The following is a 23,870-nucleotide window of genomic DNA, read 5'->3' as shown; positions in this document are numbered from 1 at the left end:
TATTAAAAATGTACCACATTCCCCCACTTTCCACCACCCATTTTTAAACTATTCTTCTTAAAATCCTCAAATCCTTTTTTATCCAGTATTTTTTTCCAAAAAAAAAACTTCACTGCTGTGAAGTTTCTACATTTTCATGACTTTATGCCGGCCATCAAATTCGAATGTTCCTGACATGAGATCATGAATAAAATTCAACCCATATATATTTAAATAATAAAATATATTCCAAACTCTTTCTTGAGGGAAGCCGTCGGGTCTTAACGCAAGGTCGACACGATCATATTTTTTGAGACGATTATCGTGTTTTAACTTTCCTGCCTCATTAAGTTTTGTTTCCATAAACCCAATTTCTTTTAGTAAGTAATTTTCGTTTTTCTTTAACAATGGTAATAGACCACGATCCAACTCCACTGTCTTTTCTTCAATTTGTCGATACTGGCTCTCTAATTGTTCTCTGGTACGTAAAAATAACGCTTCAACTTCCTTATCTTTTATTTCTTCTAGAAATTGATTTCTTTCTTTTACCGTACCATGGCTTAATATATCGGCTAAGTTTAATTGTAATTCAGAAAGGTCAGTTTCAATGGAACGATCAAGGATAGTAATGTTCAAACGAGGAACAATTGGCGGCATCTTGATATTAAAATGCTCAAAGACTAGTTTGAGTTCTGCCCAGTAAGAAATTTCTCCTGGCCCTGCAATGAAAGCAACAGTTGGAAAAAGCCATTCTTGCATTAGCGGCCGCGTCACCACATTATTGCTTAAAGCAGCGGGATTTTCCTCGGCATACTCCACTAATTGCTCTCTTGAAAATGTTAGTGCCCCATTTTTCCCCACAAACCAATCATTTCCACGATCATATTCAAGTAAAACCCGATCATTCATTTTCTGGTCATAGTAGAAAAGGTTTGCATTCTGTTCACCGGCATCTATCGTTACCGGAAAACCTTTTTCTTCTATAAGACTTTGTTGTTCCAATAAATTGTAGGTAATCTCTACATGATTAAGGATTTGCTTTTTCAAAAATTCTTTCTGCAGCATCCGGAACTCTTTGTTGCCAGAATCAACAATTAATAACCCATAATCCTTGAACAATTCCATAATAATATTTGCAAAGAAATCGACGAAATTGGTAGAGATCACCACTTGTTTTTCAGCAAATTTTAATAATGTATTCGTATGTTCTGTTTCACCGAAGTTCTCAATTAAATTTTGTACCCATGCAAGACAAACTTCTTTGTTTAATTGAATATCAGAGACCATTTTCTTTTGAAGCACTCTTTCAGGGTAGGTCCATTTATCTACCTTTTGGTTCACTGGTACAAACACATGATTGACTTCCTGGAAATCATGGTCTTCTCCAGCAATCCAAAATACAGGAACTACCGGCACTTTGAGTTGTGCCTCTTTTTGCTCTGCCAATTTAATAATTGAAATCACTTTATGAATTGAATAAAGCGGTCCTGTAAGTATTCCTGCCTGTTGACCCCCAATAACGACAAGGCTATTGTTTGATTTAAGTTTATCGATTGACTTTATAACAGCTTCAGACGATGGAAACCGCTTCATAAAGCTCTCAATATGTTCAGCAACCTCAATGCGAGGAAATAATCGGTTACTAAGTTCACCAACACGTTTGGCATCATCGGTTACTTCATTAAACCGGTAATGAAAAAAAGGCTGGATTTCAGGAGATTGTTCCAAATAATTCGATGCAAACCGATTGGTTGCCGGTAAAGAGAGATTTAAAATCTCCATTCATTGTACTTCCTTTCTGATCACCCAAATTCATTCTGTTAAGAGTATAACACTACCAACCAATTTTGAAAAAAACTTTGGCTTATAATTCAGTTGGAAAAGGTAAAAATCAATGCCCGATTAATCAATCCATAAAGTGTTAGCGTGAGGTAAGCAAAAAGAAAGAGGATAAAATTAAAACGCCAAAAACCCTTCATCACTTTTTTTAAGATTATTTCTTCTTTTACTTTCCAATGCACCAAAACAAAAACCATGGCAATCAAAATCATGGTAAGTATGATTAACCAAAAAAATGATTTTCCCCATATTGTAACAATTAAAAAATGAACGGATATAACAAATAAAATCGTTGTGGAATCTAGTGCCCTATGAACAGACTTTCGTGTGTTATTTGTTACCAGTTTCACTCCAAAGAAAACCAATAGAAATCCTAAAAATGGTAATGCAAAGAAAATTGAGATAATAGAGGTTAGAAAAGTAATCAAGCATAGTCCCCCTTTATCATTTCTTTCCCTTTTATTAAATAATATAAGTTCTCTACTTGAGGTGCCTTCATGTCCTTGTTATCTGCCTCTTCTAATATAAACCCCAAGATTGCATCCACTTCTGTTGTTCTGTTTGCTTCAATATCTTTTAGCATGGAGGAACGGTTGGCAGAAGTATTTTTACAAATATTTATAATTTGCTGCAAATGTTCTTCTGTATTTTCTAAATTTAAGATCGAAGAAACCTCGGAATATAAATTTTTTAGTACCCGAAAATAGAATTGATTTTTTATCAATTTACCATTTTCCACCTCAAGGATAGCTGTTAAAGGATTTATGACAGCATTGACAACTAATTTACTCAGCAGCATGGTATAATAATCCTCCTTAAAAACAAGCGGAAATTCCAGCGGTGCTATAGAGATCAATTTAAATAAAAGGGTTGGATCCCCTTTAAATACAGCAACCTTTGTCGAAGCTTCCCCATTATGGGAAACAGTAAATGGATTTTCTTTCAGCGCACCATGCTCTACTGAACCAACAAAAATATTAGTAAACGGGATAGTTTCAAGCTGTTTTAAATGCCCCATGCCATTCTGTAAAAATAAGAGATTGTTAGGAAGAATAGACAACTGATTTATTTTCTCAATAATTGGATGAAGTTGATATTGCTTCACTGCAATGATGGTAAGATCTTCATTTCCCTGCCACTTGTCCATAGGCATGGCCTTCGTCATGGATATTGTTTGTTCTCCCTTTTTCTTCAGGACGATCCCATATTTATTTATCTCAGCAGCTTGTTCTGGCGTTCTAGTGTAAATCGTAACTTCTAATACTCTACTAAGGTAAGCTGTGAATAACAGGCCAATTGACCCAGCACCAATAATTCCAACCTTCATGCTAACCCCTCTTTTTAGTCGTCTTTACCCATATTTTATCAGATGCTGTCGATAGTTTGTTATAAAGATTCAGAAAAAAATGGAGCCCTATTCGATTAACGACGAATAGGGCTGAATATATAAGATAAGTGTAAGTTATTGAATTTAGATTACTGTCTAGCGCAAGCGGCCCAGCGGCTAGTGTACTTCGCCCTTTTCCCTACGATAAGTCAACATCGGATCGCTTACGCTTTTCTAATTAAACCGGGTACACTGGATGCTTACGTATGCTGAAAGTTAATTCCTTGGTTTCATAGTAAGCAAAGCGTTGAATAAGGACATCGCGTAATTCAGAAGGTGCGACAATTTCATCGACAATAAGTTCTGAAGCCAACTTATAGATATCGATATGTTCTTTGTATTCTTTATGTTTTTCTTGCACAAAAGCTATTCTTTCTTTCGGATCTTCAATCTGATTTATTTTATTTGAATAGACGGCATTAACAGCTGCTTCTGGACCCATTACGGCAATTTGTGCAGTTGGTAAAGCAATGCAGCAATCCGGCTCAAAAGCTGGGCCAGCCATGGCATAAAGACCAGCACCATACGCTTTTCTAACAATTACAGAGATTTTCGGTACAGTTGCAGAACTCATCGCTGCAATTAACTTGGCCCCATGACGGATGATGCCAGCCCGTTCCACCTTTGTTCCAATCATGAAGCCCGGTACGTCTGCCAAAAATAATAGTGGAATATGAAAAGCATCGCAAAGTTGAATAAATTTTGCTGCTTTATCTGCAGAATCAACAAATAAAACGCCGCCTTTTACTTTAGGCTGATTAGCAATAATTCCAATCGGTCGACCATCGATTCTTGCTAATCCCGTTATCAATTCTGGTGCAAACAATTTTTTAATTTCATAAAAACTAGCATTGTCCACAAGTCTATCAATACATTCATACATATCAAACGGCGCGTTTTGATTTTCGGGAATAATTGCTTCTAGTTCACGCCCATGATTCGCTGCCACACCTGCAGTTATCTTTGGCTTTTCTTTAAAACTAGCTGGAAAGTAGCTGATATATTTTTTTGCCGATTCAATTGCTTCCTCTTCACTATAGGTAAGAACATCCCCGCAACCGCTGACAGAACAATGCATTCTCGCACCGCCCATTTCTTCAAGCGTTACCTTTTCACCGATCACCTTTTCAGCCATACGTGGGGATCCCAAATACATAGACGCATTTTGATCGACCATAATGACGATATCACAGAATGCTGGAATATAAGCACCACCAGCCGCGGAAGGTCCAAACAAAATACAAACCTGAGGAATCATCCCAGAAAGTTTGACTTGATTGTGGAATATTTTCCCTGCTCCGCGACGATTAGGAAACATCTCTAATTGATCTGTTATTCTTGCCCCCGCAGAATCAACAAGGTAGAATAATGGAACTTTTAATTTTTCTGCAACTTCTTGAATGCGGATAATCTTTTCAACTGTTCTTGCTCCCCATGAACCCGCTTTGATTGTCGAATCATTTGCCATGACACAAACCGTTTGCCCGTTAATTTTACCAATCGCTGTTACAACACCGTCTGCAGGAAGATCACCCGCTTTAAAATTAGCGAATTTACCATCTTCCTCGTATTTTCCTTCATCAAATAATAAGGCAAGACGCTCACGAACAAACAACTTCTTTTGCTCTTTAGCCTTTTCATGATATTTGGGATGTCCGCCCGCTTCAATCATTTTACGGTTCTCATTTAATTGGTCATTTAATGTATTAGTTACAGCCATTAATTCTCACCCCTTTACAATCTTTTATTCAATGACAATTAATACGTCGCCTTCATTAACGAAATCACCAATGTTGACTTTTACATCCAAAACTACCCCTTCAGTATCGCTTTCAATCGGAATTTCCATTTTCATTGATTCAAGCATTACTACTTCCTGGCCAAGTTGAACTGGATTACCATTTGCTACAAAAATATTTAAAACGGTGCCTGCCATGCTTGCTGTAATTTCTTTCATTTTTCTTTCTCCCCTTAATTCACTAATTTTTGTGTTAAATAGCTTGTTGTGTACGTCCCATTTTGAAAGTCATTATTTGATAATACATTTAGGAAAAGTGGGACATTTGTTTTAATTCCTTCTATTTTGACGCCATTAAAGAAGCGAACAGCCTCTTCCAATGCATTTTCACGTGTTTCCTTATGAATAATGACTTTTGCAATCATTGGATCGTAGAACGGCGTAACCGTTCCTCCTTCTTCATAACCAGAATCAATCCTTACTCCAGCTTGGCGACTCCAATGAAGGGTGCTGATTTTACCAGGTGAAGGTAAAAAGCGAACAGAGTCCTCCGCATAAAGTCTAAATTCGATCGCGTGACCCGATAAAGTAATATCATCCTGGAGCAATGGTAAACGTTCACCTTGAGCGATAAGAAGCTGCCATTTAACTAAATCTAAACCAGTTATCATTTCGGTCACAGGATGCTCAACCTGAAGGCGTGTATTCATTTCTAGAAAATAAAAACTTTCATTCTCATCGACAATAAATTCAATTGTCCCAGCATTTGTATAATTAACAGCACTTGCTGCTCTTAAGGCCGTTTCAAACATTTTCTGACGTGCAGTGTCAGATAGAGAAGGTGACGGAGATTCCTCAATTACTTTTTGATGTCTTCTTTGAATGGAACAATTTCTTTCGTAAAGGTGGACGATATTACCATGGGTGTCTCCAAACACCTGGACTTCCACGTGTCTAGCATCTTTAATGTATTTCTCGATGAAGACTTCGTCTGAGCCAAAATAGGCCATTGCTCTTGCTTTTGTCTGGGCAAAAGACCTAACGAGCGCTTGCTCATCTTCACAATACACCATTCCAATCCCGCCGCCGCCGCCGCTTGCCTTAAGCATAACTGGGTAGCCGATTGTTTCTGCAAGAACGCTTGCTTCCTCACTTGTTTTTAATCCATATCCACTGCCAGGTACCACCGGGACACCTGCCTTCTCCATCGTTTGACGAGAAATAATTTTATCACCCATTAATTCAATCGTTGAAGGATTAGGCCCGATAAAAATAATTCCTTCCTCGATTGCTCGTTTAGCAAATGCAGCATTTTCAGATAAAAAGCCATAACCAGGATGGATTGCATCTACTTTCTCTCGTTTGGCTATCTCTAGAATTTTATCTACTTGTAAATAGGATTTATTAACCGGAGGTTCCCCTACACAGAAGGCAGCCGTTGCCGCTTTTACAAAGGGCATTTCCTTATCAGCTTCAGAATAAATAGCAATAGTTTCAATTCCCATCTCCTGACAGGTTCGAATAATCCGAAGGGCAATTTCCCCTCGATTAGCAATTAAAATTTTTTGCACATTCTTTCCCCTTTCGTACCCTTTTTATTCCACCATATATATGTTTCTACATCATTCTCTGAATTTCCTGCTTAAAAATGAAAACGCTTCCTGAACTTATTTGAAGAATTTTTTGAGTTTTTGTTATATAATGAAAGTGATTCATTTGAAAAATCAAAAATTTTTTCATTTCATGTTATTCAAGTACAAATGAATATATACAAGATTATCAAGTTATCATTTTTAGGAGGTCAATTATGGTAGCAAAAGTGGAAAGACTTAAGGTGAATTATAAAACACTAGAAGAGTTTAAAAAGTTTAAAGAATATGGAATTCAAGAATTATCCATGCTTGAAGATCTTGAAGCAAATATGGTTGATAATAATAGCGACTCACCATTTTACGGAATTTATTTTGGTGATAAGTTAGTAGCACGAATGAGTTTATACCAAATTGATGCAAAATTTGACCGCTATTTCTATCCACCACAAAACTACTTAGAGTTATGGAAACTTGAAGTATTACCTGATTATCAAGGTAAAGGTTATGGCAAGGTGCTTGTAGAATTTGCAAAAAGCTTTGGTCTCCCAATTAAGACGAATCCAAGAGTTCAATCAAGCGGTTTTTGGGAAAAGATGGACTTTGCTAATGTTGATTACGATATGGAGCGTGATCGTGGAGAAAATCCATTAGTATGGTACCCTTCTGGCGTGGAGGCACAACATCATTAAAAATCTAAATGAAAAAGCGGACATTGAGTCCGCTTTTTCTACTTTTCTACTCTCTCGAGATTACCATTTTTGTCCATTTGAAACTTCACTTTTTGTTGTCGATCCTCATCCTGAAGGACAACCATTTTCCGAGCTCTTTCCATAATTTCAATTAATGAACGATAATCCTCTTCGATTGCTTTTAAGTTTTTAGATAATCTTTCATTTTCCGCGGCCAAATAGTAAGCCTTTTTTTCCAACTCTTTGATTTTTTCATTAGATTTCTTCCGTTCTGCTTCAATGTTGGATGAGGCTTGTGCTTTTTGTTGAAGTCCCTCTAAAAAATGTATAACCGCTGAAAATGTAATTGCACTTCCTTGCTCATTAACTGACGAAGAAGGAACAGCTTCCACTTCAGCTGGTTCTTCAAATGCTTCTACTTCATTCGAGGCTGGCTGTTTTTTCAACTCTTTACGCTGCTTTTTGGCAAGCTCAATGCCCGATTTGTACTGTTTTCTAACAAATGAATTCCAGCGAAAGCCACAGGCTGCTGAGGTACGCGTGAGCTGTTTCCCTACTTCTTCGAATGCTTGCAGTTGTGTCCCGCCTTCCCGGATGTGTCGTAACACAACCTCAGCAAGCAACAAGTCTTCATCTTGGGACCATGCATCTTGTCGAGTCGGTGACATTAAATCATCCCTCCTAGTGTTTTTATAATACATATGCATCTACTAGAAAAGATAGACTTAATCAAGCACCGTGTTTTCATCTTTATTCACTGTTTTTTGCGTATAAAAGCATTTACATATTCATGATGGATATCACTTTCCCATAGGAGGGCACAATTTCTTACCTCTTCCTCTATTCTTTCTCGCAGTTTTGATTCTTCCCACTTTCTCACCCAAATCCTTTTATACGATTTCAGTACATTTAGATCGTTAGTTAACATCTGCCCAAGGAATGATTCACAAGCCCGAAGAGAGTTATCAGTATATAAAGCGTTGATAAACCCAATTTCTTTTAAATACACGGCCGTTTGCAGTTCAGCTTCCATTAATAGCTTCATGGCAATCGGAGCTGGCAGCTTTTCTGCTAAGATGGAGCCACCGCCCCAACCTGTTGTTATCGCTTGCTTTCCTTGGACAAATCCTGCTTTTATATCCTCTCGTGCCAAGCGATAGTCGCAAGCCGCAGCAAGTTCACAACCGCCACCAATTGCAGTACCATCAATAAGAGCCATAGTCGGAATTGGCAAGGTAAGCAGGGAATAAAGGATATTTGCCATTTTTGAGAGCATTCCATAGGCTTCTTCCTTTGTGCGAAGTTGATGAAAAACAGATAAGTCTCCTCCTGAACAAAAGGCTCGATCGTCCTTTCCAGTAATTACAAGTGCCTTAATATCAGGTTTTGAGGACCTTTTTATTGCTTCTTCCAATCCTTCCATGACGTCAAAATTAATAGCATTTCTTTTTTCACTTCTAGTAATTGTAAATAATAAATATCCCATATCCCGTTTTTCAATGGAGTATGACAACCTTCTACACGACCTTTCGTTAAACTAATTTTTGATTACTCTAGCGGTATGTATAATTTCTAATAAACGACAAAAGCACAAGGGTTAAAAACCCTTGTGCTTTCTATCTTATCGAAAATTAGTCGTTTACTACGTCTTTTCCTTTGTATGTTCCGCAAGCTTTACATACGCGGTGTGAAAGTTTCATTTCACCACAGTTTGGGCAGCTTACCATACCAGGTACGTTTAATTTAAAATGAGTACGACGTTTTCTTTTTGCAGTTTTAGAAGTTCTTCTAAAAGGTACAGCCATTCTTCCCACCTCCTTAAAGAGTATTAAGAAAGTAATGAAGGCCAGGAATGCTGGGTCTTCACTTTGCTTCTTAGATTTGTCGATTATGATTCGGAAGAAGAATTGTTTTCATCAAAAAACTTTGCAAGACCTGCTAGTCTCGGATCAATTTTTTTAGATTGACCTTCTTCATGAACAACTTCCCAATCCTTGCCAGACTGTGGAGCAGCATCTTCACGATTAACATCTTCGCAAAAAACTTGCATTGGTATCTCAAGTAAAAGAATTTCTCGAAGGATTGGCATTACATCAATCACTTCACCTTTCACTTGATATGCTTCCTCTTCAGCTTCATAAACTGAACCTTGTAAGAGGAACGTTTCAGTTGTTTCGACATTAATTGGAAGTTTAACATCCACTAAAGTACGAGAACATGGAAGTATTAAGTAACCTTCAATTTTTAAATGGAATGTTACTTTTGTTGAATCGATATCTCCCCGACCTGTAATATGCATCGGAGAAACTTCTCGGATGGTTGGATCATCTTGTTTGATTTCATCCACACGAACTATCTCATCAATCATAAATTCCTTGTTTCGATATTTTTGTAATTGACTTAATGTCCATTTCAATTGAATCACCCCAAGGCAACAAAGGTAATTATAGCCTTCGATAAATTTTTTGTCAATGTTTTTTCTTTACACCTCGTCAGATGATTAAAAAAGCAAAAACGCTCATATCTGTTCCTATCTAGTTTAACCAGATAAGCTTTTTGCAAACATCTTTAATATCTTACCATATTATTTGATTGGTTTCATAACAAATTTGTTATAATGATTACCAAAGCGGAAAAACACGAGATTTTATGGTTATAAGGAGGGAACAAATGAGAGCTGTTGGATTAATCGTGGAATACAACCCTTTTCATAATGGACATGCCTATCACCTGCAAGCATCTAAGGAAGTAACGGGGGCTGAGGTTGTCATCGCAGTTATGAGTGGTGATTTTTTACAGCGCGGGGAACCAGCACTTGTATCCAAATGGCAGCGGACGAGAATGGCATTGCTTAATGGAGTAGATATTGTTTTTGAACTTCCTTATTGCTATGCCACTCAAAAAGCAGAAACTTTTGCAAATGGCGCAGTGTCAATTTTAGATGCAGCAGGCACTAGTTTCCTCTGTTTCGGGAGCGAAAGCGGAGATATATCGTCTTTCCTTCAAACAATTGATTACTTGGAAGTGGAGCAAAGGACATTTAATGAGAATATTAAACAATACATAGGCACAGGGGTCAGTTATCCGAAAGCCTTATCCCTTGCTTTTCAGCAATTGCCAGATTCGGAAAAGTATTTGGATTTAGCGAAGCCGAATAATATTCTTGGACTTGAATACATAAAAGCAATAAAACATCAAAAGTCCAATGTCATCCCAATGACGATTCCTCGCAAAAACGCTAACTATCATGATCAAGATTTTTCCTCTGCAACGATTGCAAGTGCAACCAGTATACGGAAAGCCATCTTTAATGACAGTAATGGAAAATCCGCTATTGACCAATATGTACCAGAGCCGACTAAACAATTGCTAAAAGAATATTTCCAATCTAATCAAGTATTTCACCAATGGGAAAATTATTGGAGCTATCTACAATTTCGATTAATTCAATCTAGTCCTGAAGAACTGCGGGAAATTTATGAAATGGAAGAGGGTCTGGAAAACAGGCTTCTATCTGCAGCACGAGAAGCAAATACCTTTCATGAGTTTATGCAAAAAATTAAAACGAAACGATATACTTGGACAAGACTCCAAAGATTATGTGTTCATATTTTAACGAACACTAAAAAAGAGGAAATGGGTTTAATTTCAGAAAATGCTTCTTATTTAAGACTTTTGGGAATGACCACAAGGGGAAAGGAATACTTAAATAAAACAAAATCTCATCTCAGTCTTCCCCTAATTTCTAAACTTTCTTCTTATAAAGGAAAAGAGATTAACCTAGACATTAAGGCAGCACGTGTCTATTCCCTAGGTATCCCTACTCATTTAAAAACCCAAATGCTAGATCAGGAATTTGAGCAGCCACCTATATATATTAGATAAATAAAAAGATGATGCATGTGCACCATCTTTTTATTTTTCTTTTAGCTTTTCTAAATAATCAACAGCCTCGTCAAATGTATCAATTGGAACAATCTTCATATTGGTTTTTATGTCACGGGCAGTCTTTACTGCATCTCGGTAATTAGAATTCTTTATCCCTTTTTCATTGGGAGCAAAAAATATTTCCGCCCCTGCCTTGTCTGCCGCAACAATTTTTTGTTCTATTCCGCCAATAGGTCCCACTGTACCATCTACGTCAATAGTTCCTGTTCCGGCAATCTGATACCCTTTTGTCAAATCCCCTTCTGCCAATTGGTTATAGATTTCTAAAGAAAACATGAACCCTGCGGAAGGACCGCCAATTTCATCAGTCTTTACCTTGACTTTTGGATCAACAATTATGTCTTTATCGTCAACGAGTGATATCCCAATCCCAACCTTTTTAGGATCTTCTTTAAAAGGCTGAATTTTTAATGTAACAGTCTTTGTACTTTTATTACGCGAATATGTTAAGGTTACATTGTCCCCAGCTTGTTTTTTACTAACGTATTCAATGAATTTCTCAGAGGATGGCAATTGTTTTCCATCAACTTTAAAAATTCGATCACCAGTAGAAAGCTTCCCATCAGCAGGCATACCAGGAATCACCTGGACCACATAAATCCCTTTATATTTGTATTTAACAGGTAACCCCGCTTTTCGGTACGCTACCTCTATCGCATTAAGTTTCGACCCTGCCATAAGGTGGAGCTGTCTTGCATTATATTCTTCTTCCGTTTCAGTTTTATTTAAGATCATATCTAGTGGATAAAGCTCTTCATATTTTCTGATTTTCGCTTCTAAATAAGAGTATATATTGGCTCTACCCATTCTGACTGTTGTAAGCATAAAATTCCCTTCATCTTTATCGCCACCTTCGACATTGATGATTGGTCCTAATTCTTTCGCCATACCTGGTTTCGAGACATAATAAGGCAATGAATAAAACATCCCCCAAATCAAAATAATGGCAATAAATAGAGTAGAACCTATATATATTTTTTTGCGCATGGCAATTTTTACCCCTTCCACTGTTCAATCACGGTTTTAATTTGCGTGATATGTTTTTTTGCTTCTTCCTCACCTAGGTTGATAATCTCCTCAATATTTGTGAAGGCTCGTGAACTATAAATTTCGACTGGCGGACGAATCATCACACTAGCAGCAATTTCCCTATTGTTAATTATTTCTGCTTGCATAATGTCTATGCTCTGCATGATAACATCATAAATAGAGGTAATTTCAGCATTACGCTTTACCCTGGAAACATCTACCGCGATAACAATATCTGCCCCCATCTCTTTAGCCACAGAAACAGGAACGCGGTCAGACACACCACCATCCACTAGGATTCTTCCATTTAATTTTTCCGGCACAAAAATTCCCGGTATAGAGATGCTTGCTCGGACAGCATCAGCAACAGAGCCCGTTTTAAAAACCACCTTTTCCCCTGTCAATAAATCAGTGGCGACGATTCCAATTGGAATGGATAGATCCTCGATATTCTTTCCGTGGGTAAAAACCTTAATAAATTCCTTTACTTTTTTTCCTGAGATAAAGCCCATTTTAGGAACAGTAAAGTCCAAAAAGTACTTCCTTTTAAATGCAGTGGATAGTTTATATAAACGATCCATATCAATCCCTGCACCATAAAAACTAGCAACTAGTGCTCCCATACTACTGCCTGCAATTAAATGAATGGGAATTCCTGCGTCCTTAAATGCTTTTATGACACCTAAATGAGCAAACCCGCGTGCACCTCCAGAACCAAGTGCTAAGCCTATTTTAGGGTGCTCCATAACTGTAGACCTCCTATAAATACCTTATAGAAATAATTGTTTTCTTAATAGAAAGACTTAAACTTAGCCCTGCCTTACAAAAGTGAAATCTCGTTCAATCTTATGGTCTAAATAAACGTTCTATGAGTATATTTGTGTTATATGAGGACAAGTCAGTATGGAATATTTCTTTATTTTAACACTCAATTAATTGATTGCACAGTTTCATCGATCACCCTCGGAAGGAGGTCTCTTCATTGGTTCAGTCCAAACTAAAAACAATTTTTTTATCTATATCTGCCACACTTTTAGCTGCTTCCCTAATTTCTTTTCCACAAGAATCATTAGCTGCTTCCATTCGCGGACTGGATATGTGGTGGAAAATTGTCTTCCCCTCTCTATTACCCTTTTTTATTGTGTCTGAAATGTTAATTGGCTTTGGGGTTGTAAAATTTATTGGTGTCTTATTGGAACCACTAATGAGACCTCTTTTTAAGGTTCCTGGTGTTGGAGGGTTCGTTTGGGCAATGGGTATGGCTTCAGGATTCCCCGCCGGGGCAAAGTTCACGGCAAGATTACGGCAGGAAGGACAATTAACACAAATTGAGGCAGAAAGACTTGTTTCTTTCACCAATTCCTCTAATCCTTTATTTATTTTTGGGGCGGTATCAGTAGGATTTTTTTATAATCCGCATTTAGGTGTTACTCTTGCATTAGCTCATTATTTAGGAAATATTTGTGTTGGATTAGTCATGCGATTTTACGGGAAAGAATCCCCTCATGATATTACCTCAAACGGAAAGAAATTAAAAATACGGTCAGCACTATCTACTTTGCATCAAACAAGATTAAAAGATAATCGACCGATAGGAAAACTTTTGGGTGATGCTGTCAATTCCTCCATTCAAACCCTTTTAATGGTAGGTGGGTTTATTATACTATTTTCTGTGCTTAACAAAATACTTTATCATTTACATATCACAGCTGCACTTGCAAAATTAATTGAGATCCTATTATCATTTATATCTTTTCCAGATATGTTAAGCATTCCGTTTATTTCAGGAATATTTGAAATTACCTTAGGGAGTAAGCTGACCAGTCAGGTTGTGGATGCTACTCTATTACAGAAAGCGGTCATAACTAGCTTTATCTTGGCGTTTAGTGGTTTTAGCGTTCAGGCACAGGTTGCCAGCATTCTGTCAGAAACTGATATCAGATATAAACCGTTTTTTATTGCAAGAATCATTCAAGGTATTTTTGCAGGCTTTTTCACACTTATTTTGTGGAAACCAGTTTACCTGCGCTACAACGGTAATGAACAGCCTTCAAATGCCTTGCCGGTGGTTTTTTTTGGCGAAGGATCATGGGTAGACCACCTTTACCATAACATGATCGTTGTTGGTCCGATTTTCACCATCATCTCACTGCTAGTGTATGTGCTGATTTTATTTTCCCGTATAAAAAGGCAATAAAAAAAGAGCTTGCCTGCTCTTTTTTCATTTATGCCTTGAACTTTTTTTGCAATTCTTTTTCAACAATTGGTGGGACGAGTGTTGAAATATCCCCATTATACTTTGCTACTTCTTTTACAATACTTGAACTTAAGAAGGAAAATTGATTATTCGTCATGATAAAAAAGGTTTCAATTTCATCATTCAGTACTCTATTCATCGAAGTAATTTGCATTTCGTATTCAAAGTCGGAAACTGCCCGTAATCCACGGATGATGGCATTAGCATTAACAGCCTTTGCATAATCAACTAGTAAGCCAGCATGCACATCTACTTTAACATTGGGAAGATCTTTTGTTACAGCCTTGATTAGATTCATTCGCTCTTCAACAGTGAATAACGGGTTTTTAGAAGAATTATTTAAAACGCTCACATAGACAGTATCAAATATTTTGGCCCCTCTTCTAATAATATCTAAATGACCATATGTAATTGGATCAAAGCTACCTGGACAAACGGCGATTCTTGTCAAAATGATTCCCCCTTACTCAATATCTGTTCGAATATAAATGGTTACTGCAATAATCCCATACTTCTCATGTTTTATTTGGCTGAATCGTCCTACTGTTTTCGGTAATTCCACATCAAAGCTGTGTTCACAAACAACGATTCCATCGGTTTTTACTATATCCTGCTTATCCATTTTCTCCATTAAACTGACTAGTTGTTGTTTTTTATATGGAGGGTCTAAAAATATGTAATCAAAGATGATTTCTCTTTTTAGGAGGGCTTTTAATGCTCGCTCCGCATCATTGCGATAAACCTCGGCTTGTTCCTCAAATTTACAGGCTTTAATATTTTCATGAATTACCTGAATGGCCTTTGACTCACGGTCAATAAAAATAACTTTATCCAATCCTCTGCTCAATGCCTCTAAACCTAATCCACCGCTCCCTGCAAATAAGTCCAACCCAATCCCGCCATCAAAATAAGGACCAATCATATTAAATAAAGCTTCTTTAACCTTATCCGTTGTCGGCCTCGTTGTATTTCCTGGAACAGCTTTCAGAGGTCTTCCTTTACAACTGCCTGAAACCACTCTCACTTACCTATCACCACATTTTTATCAGAAATAATTTCTTAGTACATCCTACCATAATTATTAAAAAGTAGACAATTCTATGGAGATTGTTTTAACACTTAAATTTTATTATAAAACACGTATAACCTTTTGGGTTGTGGAAATAATGTAATTAACAACATCAATTCGAGGATGTTGTTGCCAACCGCGGAGAAGACTTACGTTTCCCCATAAGTTCTTCCTCCGGTTTCTCCTCTCCCTTTGCCTTCTATCCTTTATGAGGATATGGAAGGACCCTGCAGAATGTTCTGCAGGTTTTTTTTTTTACTTTTTATTCAAAAATTCAAAAATAAGTGGTAAAGTATTGATGAATTGACCCAGTTAAAGGAGCGTTTTAATTGATCCAGCGTTTTATTGAATTAGGAGAAGGATATTCAGATTTATATGAATTACTAGAACTTACAACTGCCAATCAACACCGTCTTCAACACATGCTAGCTCTCCATACAAAGATTGATAATAAGGAACTTACCTCCTTAGTCGTTGTCCTCAAACCAACAGACCCAGGAAAGTTTCAACCTCTCTTTATTTGCCGAGAAGGAATTCCAAATCCAAATTTCTGTCCAAATAAAAGGTATGAGCTCTTTGCTCAAACTGCTGCTAAATATAGTAAACAAATATATGAGCTATCGGTAAAGCCATCTTCAATCTTTTATGAAAAGGAATTATATTTCCAATACCTAATTGGTATTTTGAGGCTTAATCATTACTTACTTCCACTTCAATAGAAAAAGGTGAGGGATCTGTAATCCCCTCACCTTTTTAAATACCCATTTTATAATCATATTCTTTTGCTTTATCTGGAGCTGAATTTTCATACTCCATTCTTAAGAATGGTTTATATGAAGGTTCTACTTTTTTTACAAACGAAAATGAATTCAACTTTTCCATTATTTCATCTACTTCTTCTTGGTTGCAATATAGTACAACATATTTCAGCTTTTTTGAAACATAATGTACATTTCCGAAGCGCCTAAGCATTTTAGCTTGTTTTAAAGAGTAAAGCCAAACAACCAATCCTTGTCTTTGAACAAACATACTTTTTTTCCCCTTCAACAGAACCATCATTTTAACTAAGTCTAGCATATTAAAACGTTTCATTTCAATTCAAACTTTGCTTCTTTTCAATATTATATGGAGTAACAGGATAATTACTGCAATCTAAAAAAAAAATCAGCTTCCATTAGCTGATTTTTTCACCCGCAATTACAGCTGCCGCCACCGCCACAACCACTGCTATGACTAGAATTTGTTTCAAAAAACTGATTGCCAGTTGGGACCTTTATATGTTCTGAAACAGCACCGCCTACGATGATGCTGATTGCATCTAGAAGATCTTGCAAATCATTTTCAGCCAATTTAAACTCAGCTACAAGTGGGTCCAAATCCATTTCCCTTTTATTTTCGCGGATTTGAGTCATTACCTTTTTATAATCAGGATGGTATTTACCAAAACGTTGAACCTCATCGTATAGTTCCTTTAGACTAACAAAGCGGTTTATTTTCCGCTGTGATTCTTTGTTATTTTGCAATTTATATAAACATATTTGATATTGTTCTGCTATATCGGACTCTAAAACCATCTTTGCTAATTGCTCAGCCTGTTCCAGTAATTCGACTCTTTCTAAATTAGCAAGCATGTTTACGCCCACCTCCACTGATATTTTAACATGAAAGTGTTGGTAATGCGAAAAATACAGTTTATCTAGTGATATTTACCATAAATTCTTTCTCCAAGCCATACGGTTCATTATTTAAGTCAACGACTTCAACCTTAACCCGATGCCCACCAGGCGTTAACCCTTTAATAATAAATGCTGCCGCCTTCGCTTCCGATTTTTTCTGGCCATCTACCCATATAACCAGCTTTCCAATTTTCCGCTTTGATTGGTCTGTCTCACGAAAACTGATCCCTGAAACAATACAACTAATTAATACGGCTTCTCCTTTAATTTCATGGTGGACGAATAGTGAAGGCATTTCGGCACTTGGGGAGACATGGTTAAATCCGGAAAGGATTCCAATCAATAAGATAAAAAGGGCTACTTGCGGAAAATGTTTTTTCATTTTGATTCACTCCTTCTTTTGCTTGTATTGTTCGCCTCCAGTTCATTTTTTAGTCTTAATCCTTAAATACACAGAAAAAAAGCCACAAAATGATAATGTGGACTTTGGTTAATTTTGATTTTTCATCGCCTGAAACATTTGATACATCATAGAAGCCATTTGGACACTATTTGAAAATTTGTTAACTTGGTCTGGAATCGTCTTTTTATAATAGTGTAACGATTGAATTTCAAGGGCCTCTAAATCATATGGATTTCTTGATAGCTTTCGATACCAGATTGGTTGTTCGCGGATAAACTGTTTTAAATCCTTCTGATTTTCAATATATTCAAGTACGTCTCTTCTCATATTTTAAAGTTCCTTTCCATCAATCTTTTCTGAACAAAAAGGGATTTTTAGGGCCTTCTTGTGGCTTTACTGAACTCCCAGCTGCACTGTTTCCTTGAAATTGCGAAATAACACTTTGGATCGCACCTAGTGCCTGACTTAAATTATTGATATGGTTTTGCACTTGATTTGGATCCATTTTCTTAACCATCCCCATAATACTGGACATCCAATCAGCTTTAGTTTCCGTGCTTGCTTCATCGGCAGTCTCATTATTAGACCCAGTCGTTTCCCAGCGGGTATCCTCTTCCCCTAACAAATACCATTCTTCATATAACTCTTGCCAGGTACTCTTCCCCTTCCGTACTTCCTGGATTAGTTTAGGATTGTTCTTAACAAATTCTTTGAATTGTATAACGGTAGGGTGTAATTTTTTTTGTGTCATTCTTCTCACCTCAGCCCATATTTCTGCCAATAATACAATATGAAAGAAAATTCAAAAGGTGAAAGAACCCAGTAAGATGAATATATTTAATATTTTTTCTGTAAATGATAAGATGTCAAAAGAGCGTCTGGAACGGAAATCAACAGATAAGTTTAACAGCGCGCCAAAGAATAAGTAATGAAAGAGGTATTTAGAATGAAAGATGAAATACGTCAATTATTAGAAACCTGTATCGAAAATGGATCAGAGGCTGATCTAAATTCACTTGCCTACCTTTTAAATGGATTGAAACAAAAATTGAATCAAAACCGCAGTACCTATATAGACGGGATTCTTCAAATGGAAAGAAAAATTGATGAGAAAACTTGTGAAATTACCATTCCTATTCACCCGATTCTTAATAATAACCTAGATATAGTTCATGGCGGGATTACCGCAACCGTCCTTGATACTACGATGGGCAGCTTAGCAAATTATATTTTGCCAAAAGGATTTGGGGCTGTTACAAATCAATTGAATATCCATTACATAGCACCCGGTATTGGAGAGTCACTCCATTGTAAAGCAGAAATTGTTCATAAAGGCAGCAAAACCATGGTTATTTCAGGGGAAGCCTATCGGAGTGACGGCAAAAAAATCGCCTATGCAACAGGTACGTTCTATATTATTAGCAAATAATGACCGGAGGAGTTTGATTATTAATGGTCACCGCCATTGTCATTCCAATTATTTGCCTTTACTTTTATTGGCTAACCAAAAAAGAGATGAAGATGAACGATACTAAATGGGCTAATGCTGGTCATGTTAAGCAAGAAGCGATATTAAAAGGAGAAATTAAAAGCATCATAGAGGAGAAGCAGCGGTTTTATTATCACCGCTACATTTATGTTCAGTTATTAAAGCTGCAAACTGAAACAAAATTAATTACTGTCCAAAAGATTATGCCCATGACAAAAGACTTCCAAAGAGTCTCGTTTAATGTAGGAGAAGTAATAAAAGTATATGGGCAATGGGAGCATAACAAATTCATATTTAACGAATATAAAATTGAAAAAAGGTGACTTATTCGTCACCTTTTTTATTGTTCTGTTTTTTGAATAAAGTTTTGCGTATAGTACTTTTGATATACCCCTACTCCAAGGTGTGAAAATTCCTCGTTTAAAAGTGCTTCACGATGACCTTTACTATTAAGCCATCCTTCCACGACAGCGGGTCCATCCGTATAATTTGCCGCGATATTTTCACCTGCAGCCTGATATACCACATCAGCTGTTTTTAATCTCTTGTCAAGGTCTCCAAATTTCTTGGAGGTATGGGAAAAGTCATTGTTTTCTGACATGTCCTTACTATGTTGGAACGCTGCTCGAGCTGTATTTTCATCCCACTGCAATACTTTCAGTTTATTCCTGTCTCTTAAGACATTGGTTATATCAAATATCTCTTGTTCGGTATCTTCTTCAATTGCACGCTGCATTTCCTCACTTGGGTCAGGTGCTTGAATTAGGACACCATTATAAACAAGTTCATAGGGACGTTGTTTGATTAGTGTGGATGCATCCAAGAAACGAACACTTGAGAGATTTCCTGTAAACTTATCAATATATAGTTGAACAAAGATATCACCCAATTGAACCATTGGTCGTAGATTTAAATCCGTATCATTCAATTCAAAGCGATAGGAATTTCCATTATATTCAAGATTTATATTTGTATCAATATAATGAGTATTAAAGATTTCCTCCACTGGTTGTCCAATTTCAAATGGTGCTACATCTAAATTTTGACCAATGGCGAAAATGGTAACAATACGATTATTTTCTACACCTACTTGAAGATAACTTTTAGGGTTTTGATTATAAATAAACCACTGATAACCATACATAGATTTATCTATTCGTACTGGAGTACCGAGGTTTTTTTCTAATTCGTCTTCATTTTTCCCAATTAATAACGCCAAACCCTCTTTCGGTTTTTCTGAGACAATTTTTTTATTAGGTATATTAACTGGATTTTTTGTAATTGGTTGTTTTATTTCTGATGTATTGTTTTCTTTAATTAAAATATTACCTTCATTATTATCGTTTATACTAACATAAAAACCAATGGTTAAGAAAACGGCTGAAAGGATAAGTATTTTTGACAGTATACGCAGAGGCCTTCACCCTCTCTGGAACTTTTTCTATCATTATATGTATTGATAAAATTATTATATCATCTATGTCTTGAATAATAATAGCCATTATCCTAAATATCAGATAAATGAACTAATTAAAAGAAAACAGGCACAATATGTACCTGTTTAGTTTTTCTTATACTATTTTTTTTATATAGTAATTATTAGTGTTGTACTCCATTATAGTTTTGTTCAGATATTTCAGTTAAAGCCTCTTTCGCCTGATCGTCTGTTAATTCGCGGATGGCAAAATCGCCTAGTGAAACAATTCCTACTAACTTACCTTCTTCTACCACGGGTAAACGGCGGATTTGATGTTCTGCCATTAATTTTGCTGCTTCCTTGCTTGTAGAATCAGGAGTAACAGTTATCAGTTGTTTACTCATGATATCCTCAACTTTTGATGATCCAGGATGTTTTTCTGCAACACCTCTTATAACAATATCACGGTCTGTTATCATACCAACAATCTTGTCCTGATCAAGAATGGGGATAGCTCCTACATTTAATTCTTTCATTTTCAAAGCAACTTCATATACATTATCCAATAAAGAACAACTTTCAACATTTTCTGTCATTATGTCTCTAATTTTTTCCATTTCTTAACCCCCTAGTATAATTATTTCTTCATATCATTATTCTAGGTTTTCCAACCAATAATGTTTTATTCATTGCATCTATTCATTGCAAGTTGATTCATTTTCAACTATTATTAAAATTGAATTATAATTGCTTTACTGATAAAAGAAACATTGGGGTAAATGGTATTGTTTTTAGGAGGGATTATTTATGAAATTCGAGAATACTGAGATTGAAAAGTTAAAGGCAGACTTAAACCGACTAGATGAAGTAATGTTGGATCATGGTTTAGTCCGCGAGGGGCAATGGGACTACGAACGTGTTACATATGACCGTAAGTTTGAATTAAAAGAAGGGGTATTTTACCTCCGTGTTCGTGGCCATGCGATTGAAGGCGACATTGGTGCTCATAAAGCAACCATTCAATTAATGACTCCGCTTTTAGGTAAACATTATTATCCGCATGGTGTTGAATATGGCGAAGGTGAAAATTTCCCAACCTCACTTGTGAATCAATGTAAAAAGATTCTTGATGCCGTTAAAGCTGAAGTAAGTAAATTCGCTTTATAAGGACAAAAAAAGACGCATACTTTCATGCGTCTTTTTTGTTTGGTTCTGTTAAAGTCCTAGAATGGCTTTAATCATCGAAGTAGTCTCTCCGCCTCGATAGAATACATAGAGCAAAAGGTAAACGGCAACTCCTGTTATGCCCGTAAAAAACCAAATAAAACTAGTTATTGGGCCGAGTTTACGATGAATCGAAAGCTTATTTTTGTATCCAGTCAGGATGGACGCAATACCAAAACCAGCTCCTATTGTCGCAAGTGTGATATGAAATATTAAAAATATTGTATAATATATTTTTATATTTTCTGGCCCTCCAAACGACGTATTTCCAATAAAGATTGTTCTTGAAGCATAAATAATAAAGAAAATAACAGCAAAAACAGCAGCCAATAACATCGTCTTTTTGTGTGCCTCAATCTTTCTTAGCTTTATTTGCCACCACCCAATTGCAACAGTAATGGCACTTAAAACAATAAACGAGGTACTGATCGTTGGCAAAATCGGTAAAGAATTCATTTAAAGTCCTCTCTTTACTTTTATTCTAGTATAATAGTAGTCCAACCAATCTTTCTTTTCAACTCGATAACAAAAAATAATGCCTCTTTAGTAAAGGCTCTTTTCGTAAACTTTGTTGCTATTGGAGCTTAATAAGGGTCATTTACTAACTTTCTAGGCAATTTTCGCAAAGGTTCTTACGAAAAGATGCCACGATGCAGATAGGTTTACGAGTTGATGAACTTATACGAAAAACAACAGCTATGCGAAAATAGCCTTAGTAAAAAAATCTCCCGGGAAGATGGGAGATTATTTAATAAGTAATGGATTTAACGGTTGCTTCATTTCCTGTTCGGTTTCTGCTTGATCCTTCCTATACCATTCAAAGAATACATGCCCAAGGATGACCCCATAGATGATTTCTTGAATGATTTTCATTAAAACTCCACCTAACTGCTGATCATGGAGTAATGAAATTGAGCTAAAAAGCTGGGGACCACTTAGATTTAAGCTATCAAAGTTTGCAGTGCCGACACATAGGCTCATTACTTCACCCCAAACATGAGGATCAGAGTAGGTTGCATACATTGGTGTATCCGCAAAGATAATTAAGGCACAAGCTGGTGTTAATAGGATACCATCTGCAAAAATATAACCAACCTTTTTCAGTCCGCTTAATGTTTGGTGTTCTGGGAGCTGATTAAGCAAAGGCCACCACATGAAGGCTGCCACAAAAAATAAAAGGATGGAGTAACCTGCATGCAGCCAGCCATTTTGCATCACATGATCGAAAATGATTGGGACATGGTAAAAGGAAAATAACCCATTAAAGAGAATTAAAGCAACCAGCGGCTTTGTTAAAACCTTAAATACGGAATCAATAGGCCCTAGCGTGAATACTTTTCTCCAAAACCAGTTTGGGATACTAAGGATTAAAATTGGCGGTACCACTAATACCAATACAGCCATTTGAATCATATGGACCCAAAACATAAGGTGTGCTAATAAATCTACGGGCGATCCCTTAATGGCGTAAAGAAGAATCATCGATAATAGAAATAAAGCACCTTGTGTTTTCGTTAACGGCTCACTATCTGGAAACAAGCTTCTGAATTTTACTGTAAGGACAAAATACCCTGCAGTAAAGACTATTAAAATGAATAAAAAATACGGGCTCCAAAGTGCTTTAAAACCAAATATATCTAATGTAAGCACCCAAATCACCTCATTATAATTTAAAAGAATTGATAACCATATTATACCCTTGGACAAAACGATAGGCAAAGAAATGAAACCTTCCATTTTATTGCTTTTAAAAAAGAAAATCGGCCATAAGCCGATTTTCTCTTCTTGAACATATTACCACCAAATAATAGTTGAAAAGGTAAGAATAGTTATTGCACCAACTAAAACACCTGAGTATAAAAAGAGCGATGGAGCTTCATGCCCTTTATGGCTCATATGCATGAAATAATATAGTTGGAAAATAACTTGAACAACCGCTAGAAGGATAATAAACGGTACAGTAAACCATGAAGTAAACCCTTCAATAGCTACAGCTGCAAAAGCAATGAGAGTTAAGAAAATCATTAATGCAAAAGAAACCAATTGATATCTCATCTCTTCCGCACTTTTCCGGCGGCGATATTCAATGTCAACTCTTGGGTTACCTGAATTAAGTTGTTGATTAGCCATCAGT

The 23,870-nt window shown here is 36.5% G+C and carries 31 protein-coding genes; 7 read left to right on the top strand and 24 right to left on the bottom strand.

Annotated elements, in window-relative coordinates; all coding sequences use genetic code 11:
- Positions 1–126: 126 nt before the first annotated feature.
- From bshC to ACJ004_RS02125, 6 genes are all read right to left on the bottom strand, one after another.
- A complete protein-coding gene (gene bshC, locus ACJ004_RS02150; RefSeq protein ID WP_410890903.1) occupies positions 127–1,761 on the bottom strand; it encodes a bacillithiol biosynthesis cysteine-adding enzyme BshC in 1,635 nt (544 codons plus the stop codon).
- An 89-nt stretch (positions 1,762–1,850) separates the two neighbouring features.
- Positions 1,851–2,246, bottom strand: coding sequence for a DUF3397 domain-containing protein (locus ACJ004_RS02145; RefSeq protein WP_410890902.1), 396 nt, complete (start codon positions 2,244–2,246; stop codon positions 1,851–1,853).
- The gene (locus ACJ004_RS02140; protein ID WP_410890901.1) at positions 2,243–3,145 is read right to left on the bottom strand and encodes a 2-dehydropantoate 2-reductase; all 903 of its coding nucleotides are present in this window, start codon (positions 3,143–3,145) and stop codon (positions 2,243–2,245) included. The genes ACJ004_RS02145 and ACJ004_RS02140 overlap by 4 nt, the downstream gene beginning before the upstream one ends.
- A gap of 238 nt (positions 3,146–3,383) precedes the next feature.
- Positions 3,384–4,925, bottom strand: a complete 1,542-nt coding sequence (locus ACJ004_RS02135) for an acyl-CoA carboxylase subunit beta (protein WP_410890900.1) — start codon at positions 4,923–4,925, stop codon at positions 3,384–3,386.
- Positions 4,926–4,949: 24 nt separating this feature from the next.
- A complete protein-coding gene (locus ACJ004_RS02130; RefSeq protein WP_410890899.1) occupies positions 4,950–5,162 on the bottom strand; it encodes an acetyl-CoA carboxylase biotin carboxyl carrier protein subunit in 213 nt (70 codons plus the stop codon).
- A 14-nt stretch (positions 5,163–5,176) separates the two neighbouring features.
- Entirely contained in the window at positions 5,177–6,514 is a 1,338-nt protein-coding gene (locus ACJ004_RS02125) for an acetyl-CoA carboxylase biotin carboxylase subunit (RefSeq protein WP_410890898.1), read from the bottom strand.
- Positions 6,515–6,750: 236 nt separating this feature from the next.
- Between ACJ004_RS02125 and ACJ004_RS02120 the strand changes: the two genes are divergently transcribed.
- The gene (locus ACJ004_RS02120) at positions 6,751–7,224 is read left to right on the top strand and encodes an N-acetyltransferase (RefSeq protein WP_410890897.1); all 474 of its coding nucleotides are present in this window, start codon (positions 6,751–6,753) and stop codon (positions 7,222–7,224) included.
- 38 nt (positions 7,225–7,262) lie between these two features.
- Here ACJ004_RS02120 and ACJ004_RS02115 read toward each other — a convergent pair whose 3' ends face one another.
- The 4 genes from ACJ004_RS02115 to ACJ004_RS02100 form a co-directional block, all read right to left on the bottom strand.
- Positions 7,263–7,892 (bottom strand): RsfA family transcriptional regulator, encoded by a 630-nt coding sequence (locus ACJ004_RS02115; RefSeq protein WP_410890896.1) that lies wholly within the window; start codon positions 7,890–7,892, stop codon positions 7,263–7,265.
- An 86-nt stretch (positions 7,893–7,978) separates the two neighbouring features.
- The gene (locus ACJ004_RS02110) at positions 7,979–8,710 is read right to left on the bottom strand and encodes an enoyl-CoA hydratase/isomerase family protein (protein ID WP_410890895.1); all 732 of its coding nucleotides are present in this window, start codon (positions 8,708–8,710) and stop codon (positions 7,979–7,981) included.
- 145 nt (positions 8,711–8,855) lie between these two features.
- Positions 8,856–9,029 (bottom strand): 50S ribosomal protein L32, encoded by a 174-nt coding sequence (gene rpmF, locus ACJ004_RS02105; RefSeq protein WP_026566356.1) that lies wholly within the window; start codon positions 9,027–9,029, stop codon positions 8,856–8,858.
- An 83-nt stretch (positions 9,030–9,112) separates the two neighbouring features.
- Positions 9,113–9,640: a YceD family protein gene (locus tag ACJ004_RS02100; protein ID WP_410890894.1), complete on the bottom strand. Its 528-nt coding sequence runs from the start codon at positions 9,638–9,640 to the stop codon at positions 9,113–9,115.
- Positions 9,641–9,894: 254 nt separating this feature from the next.
- Between ACJ004_RS02100 and ACJ004_RS02095 the strand changes: the two genes are divergently transcribed.
- Positions 9,895–11,109 (top strand): nucleotidyltransferase, encoded by a 1,215-nt coding sequence (locus ACJ004_RS02095; RefSeq protein ID WP_410890893.1) that lies wholly within the window; start codon positions 9,895–9,897, stop codon positions 11,107–11,109.
- Positions 11,110–11,139: 30 nt separating this feature from the next.
- Here the strand turns inward: ACJ004_RS02095 and ACJ004_RS02090 are convergent, their stop codons facing one another.
- Positions 11,140–12,159, bottom strand: a complete 1,020-nt coding sequence (locus ACJ004_RS02090) for a SepM family pheromone-processing serine protease (protein ID WP_410890892.1) — start codon at positions 12,157–12,159, stop codon at positions 11,140–11,142.
- An 8-nt stretch (positions 12,160–12,167) separates the two neighbouring features.
- On the bottom strand, positions 12,168–12,947 hold the full coding sequence (locus ACJ004_RS02085; protein WP_410890891.1) for a patatin-like phospholipase family protein: 780 nt from the start codon (positions 12,945–12,947) through the stop codon (positions 12,168–12,170).
- 236 nt (positions 12,948–13,183) lie between these two features.
- Between ACJ004_RS02085 and ylbJ the strand changes: the two genes are divergently transcribed.
- Positions 13,184–14,398, top strand: a complete 1,215-nt coding sequence (gene ylbJ / locus ACJ004_RS02080; RefSeq protein ID WP_410890890.1) for a sporulation integral membrane protein YlbJ — start codon at positions 13,184–13,186, stop codon at positions 14,396–14,398.
- Between the two features lie 28 nt (positions 14,399–14,426).
- On the opposite strand, the gene coaD is transcribed toward ylbJ, so the two are convergent.
- Entirely contained in the window at positions 14,427–14,909 is a 483-nt protein-coding gene (coaD, locus tag ACJ004_RS02075; protein WP_410890889.1) for a pantetheine-phosphate adenylyltransferase, read from the bottom strand.
- A gap of 12 nt (positions 14,910–14,921) precedes the next feature.
- Entirely contained in the window at positions 14,922–15,482 is a 561-nt protein-coding gene (rsmD, locus tag ACJ004_RS02070; protein WP_410890888.1) for a 16S rRNA (guanine(966)-N(2))-methyltransferase RsmD, read from the bottom strand.
- A 374-nt stretch (positions 15,483–15,856) separates the two neighbouring features.
- Between rsmD and ACJ004_RS02065 the strand changes: the two genes are divergently transcribed.
- Positions 15,857–16,246 (top strand): DUF7147 family protein, encoded by a 390-nt coding sequence (locus ACJ004_RS02065; RefSeq protein WP_410890887.1) that lies wholly within the window; start codon positions 15,857–15,859, stop codon positions 16,244–16,246.
- Between the two features lie 34 nt (positions 16,247–16,280).
- Here the strand turns inward: ACJ004_RS02065 and ACJ004_RS02060 are convergent, their stop codons facing one another.
- The 5 genes from ACJ004_RS02060 to ACJ004_RS02040 all read right to left on the bottom strand — a co-directional run bounded on the left by ACJ004_RS02060 (position 16,281) and on the right by ACJ004_RS02040 (position 18,357).
- The gene (locus ACJ004_RS02060; protein WP_218345728.1) at positions 16,281–16,556 is read right to left on the bottom strand and encodes a YlbG family protein; all 276 of its coding nucleotides are present in this window, start codon (positions 16,554–16,556) and stop codon (positions 16,281–16,283) included.
- 158 nt (positions 16,557–16,714) lie between these two features.
- Positions 16,715–17,158 carry a YlbF/YmcA family competence regulator gene (locus ACJ004_RS02055; RefSeq protein WP_410890886.1) on the bottom strand — a complete coding sequence of 148 codons (444 nt, stop codon included), beginning with the start codon at positions 17,156–17,158 and terminating at the stop codon, positions 16,715–16,717.
- Positions 17,159–17,219: 61 nt separating this feature from the next.
- Positions 17,220–17,585 carry a hypothetical protein gene (locus ACJ004_RS02050; protein ID WP_410890885.1) on the bottom strand — a complete coding sequence of 122 codons (366 nt, stop codon included), beginning with the start codon at positions 17,583–17,585 and terminating at the stop codon, positions 17,220–17,222.
- 108 nt (positions 17,586–17,693) lie between these two features.
- Positions 17,694–17,933: a YlbE-like family protein gene (locus ACJ004_RS02045; RefSeq protein ID WP_410890884.1), complete on the bottom strand. Its 240-nt coding sequence runs from the start codon at positions 17,931–17,933 to the stop codon at positions 17,694–17,696.
- A 19-nt stretch (positions 17,934–17,952) separates the two neighbouring features.
- Positions 17,953–18,357, bottom strand: a complete 405-nt coding sequence (locus tag ACJ004_RS02040; RefSeq protein ID WP_410890883.1) for a YlbD family protein — start codon at positions 18,355–18,357, stop codon at positions 17,953–17,955.
- Positions 18,358–18,552: 195 nt separating this feature from the next.
- Between ACJ004_RS02040 and ACJ004_RS02035 the strand changes: the two genes are divergently transcribed.
- Both ACJ004_RS02035 and ACJ004_RS02030 read left to right on the top strand, forming a co-directional pair.
- Positions 18,553–19,035, top strand: a complete 483-nt coding sequence (locus tag ACJ004_RS02035) for a PaaI family thioesterase (protein WP_410890882.1) — start codon at positions 18,553–18,555, stop codon at positions 19,033–19,035.
- A 23-nt stretch (positions 19,036–19,058) separates the two neighbouring features.
- Positions 19,059–19,418 (top strand): hypothetical protein, encoded by a 360-nt coding sequence (locus tag ACJ004_RS02030; protein WP_410890881.1) that lies wholly within the window; start codon positions 19,059–19,061, stop codon positions 19,416–19,418.
- A 17-nt stretch (positions 19,419–19,435) separates the two neighbouring features.
- On the opposite strand, the gene ACJ004_RS02025 is transcribed toward ACJ004_RS02030, so the two are convergent.
- Together ACJ004_RS02025 and ACJ004_RS02020 are read right to left on the bottom strand one after the other, a co-directional pair.
- Positions 19,436–20,509, bottom strand: a complete 1,074-nt coding sequence (locus ACJ004_RS02025; protein ID WP_410891258.1) for a CAP domain-containing protein — start codon at positions 20,507–20,509, stop codon at positions 19,436–19,438.
- 185 nt (positions 20,510–20,694) lie between these two features.
- On the bottom strand, positions 20,695–21,129 hold the full coding sequence (locus tag ACJ004_RS02020; RefSeq protein WP_410890880.1) for a CBS domain-containing protein: 435 nt from the start codon (positions 21,127–21,129) through the stop codon (positions 20,695–20,697).
- Positions 21,130–21,319: 190 nt separating this feature from the next.
- Here ACJ004_RS02020 and ACJ004_RS02015 point away from each other — a divergent pair, with 190 nt between their 5' ends.
- A complete protein-coding gene (locus ACJ004_RS02015; RefSeq protein ID WP_410890879.1) occupies positions 21,320–21,679 on the top strand; it encodes a YugN family protein in 360 nt (119 codons plus the stop codon).
- 48 nt (positions 21,680–21,727) lie between these two features.
- Here ACJ004_RS02015 and ACJ004_RS02010 read toward each other — a convergent pair whose 3' ends face one another.
- From ACJ004_RS02010 to ctaF, 3 genes are all read right to left on the bottom strand, one after another.
- Positions 21,728–22,192, bottom strand: coding sequence for a DUF420 domain-containing protein (locus tag ACJ004_RS02010; protein WP_410890878.1), 465 nt, complete (start codon positions 22,190–22,192; stop codon positions 21,728–21,730).
- Positions 22,193–22,480: 288 nt separating this feature from the next.
- Complete coding sequence (gene ctaG, locus ACJ004_RS02005) at positions 22,481–23,386, bottom strand: cytochrome c oxidase assembly factor CtaG (RefSeq protein WP_410890877.1); 906 nt, start codon at positions 23,384–23,386, stop codon at positions 22,481–22,483.
- Positions 23,387–23,530: 144 nt separating this feature from the next.
- A complete protein-coding gene (gene ctaF / locus ACJ004_RS02000) occupies positions 23,531–23,866 on the bottom strand; it encodes a cytochrome c oxidase subunit IVB (protein ID WP_410890876.1) in 336 nt (111 codons plus the stop codon).
- Positions 23,867–23,870 lie beyond the last annotated feature (4 nt).

Source organism: Neobacillus sp. 204 (assembly GCF_046562815.1).
Classification (GTDB): domain Bacteria; phylum Bacillota; class Bacilli; order Bacillales; family Cytobacillaceae; genus Neobacillus.
Note: the sequence above shows the minus strand (reverse complement) of the source record. Positions and strands in the feature narration are given on the sequence as shown.

Bases quoted from the DNA above. Each gene is read 5' to 3' on its own strand.
- ACJ004_RS02040 (WP_410890883.1), bottom strand. From the start codon at position 18,357: ATGACACAAAAAAAATTACACCCTACCGTTATACAATTCAAAGAATTT.
- ACJ004_RS02035 (WP_410890882.1), top strand. From the start codon at position 18,553: ATGAAAGATGAAATACGTCAATTATTAGAAACCTGTATCGAAAATGGA.
- ACJ004_RS02090 (WP_410890892.1), bottom strand. From the start codon at position 12,159: ATGCGCAAAAAAATATATATAGGTTCTACTCTATTTATTGCCATTATT.
- ACJ004_RS02045 (WP_410890884.1), bottom strand. From the start codon at position 17,933: ATGAGAAGAGACGTACTTGAATATATTGAAAATCAGAAGGATTTAAAA.
- ACJ004_RS02020 (WP_410890880.1), bottom strand. From the start codon at position 21,129: ATGGAAAAAATTAGAGACATAATGACAGAAAATGTTGAAAGTTGTTCT.
- ACJ004_RS02050 (WP_410890885.1), bottom strand. From the start codon at position 17,585: ATGAAAAAACATTTTCCGCAAGTAGCCCTTTTTATCTTATTGATTGGA.
- ACJ004_RS02095 (WP_410890893.1), top strand. From the start codon at position 9,895: ATGAGAGCTGTTGGATTAATCGTGGAATACAACCCTTTTCATAATGGA.
- rpmF (WP_026566356.1), bottom strand. From the start codon at position 9,029: ATGGCTGTACCTTTTAGAAGAACTTCTAAAACTGCAAAAAGAAAACGT.
- ACJ004_RS02130 (WP_410890899.1), bottom strand. From the start codon at position 5,162: ATGAAAGAAATTACAGCAAGCATGGCAGGCACCGTTTTAAATATTTTT.
- ACJ004_RS02055 (WP_410890886.1), bottom strand. From the start codon at position 17,158: ATGCTTGCTAATTTAGAAAGAGTCGAATTACTGGAACAGGCTGAGCAA.
- bshC (WP_410890903.1), bottom strand. From the start codon at position 1,761: ATGGAGATTTTAAATCTCTCTTTACCGGCAACCAATCGGTTTGCATCG.
- ctaF (WP_410890876.1), bottom strand. From the start codon at position 23,866: ATGGCTAATCAACAACTTAATTCAGGTAACCCAAGAGTTGACATTGAA.
- ACJ004_RS02030 (WP_410890881.1), top strand. From the start codon at position 19,059: ATGGTCACCGCCATTGTCATTCCAATTATTTGCCTTTACTTTTATTGG.
- ACJ004_RS02135 (WP_410890900.1), bottom strand. From the start codon at position 4,925: ATGGCTGTAACTAATACATTAAATGACCAATTAAATGAGAACCGTAAA.
- ACJ004_RS02085 (WP_410890891.1), bottom strand. From the start codon at position 12,947: ATGGAGCACCCTAAAATAGGCTTAGCACTTGGTTCTGGAGGTGCACGC.
- ACJ004_RS02120 (WP_410890897.1), top strand. From the start codon at position 6,751: ATGGTAGCAAAAGTGGAAAGACTTAAGGTGAATTATAAAACACTAGAA.
- ACJ004_RS02110 (WP_410890895.1), bottom strand. From the start codon at position 8,710: ATGGGATATTTATTATTTACAATTACTAGAAGTGAAAAAAGAAATGCT.
- ACJ004_RS02015 (WP_410890879.1), top strand. From the start codon at position 21,320: ATGAAATTCGAGAATACTGAGATTGAAAAGTTAAAGGCAGACTTAAAC.
- ACJ004_RS02140 (WP_410890901.1), bottom strand. From the start codon at position 3,145: ATGAAGGTTGGAATTATTGGTGCTGGGTCAATTGGCCTGTTATTCACA.
- ACJ004_RS02060 (WP_218345728.1), bottom strand. From the start codon at position 16,556: ATGTTTGTTCAAAGACAAGGATTGGTTGTTTGGCTTTACTCTTTAAAA.
- ACJ004_RS02115 (WP_410890896.1), bottom strand. From the start codon at position 7,892: ATGTCACCGACTCGACAAGATGCATGGTCCCAAGATGAAGACTTGTTG.
- ACJ004_RS02010 (WP_410890878.1), bottom strand. From the start codon at position 22,192: ATGAATTCTTTACCGATTTTGCCAACGATCAGTACCTCGTTTATTGTT.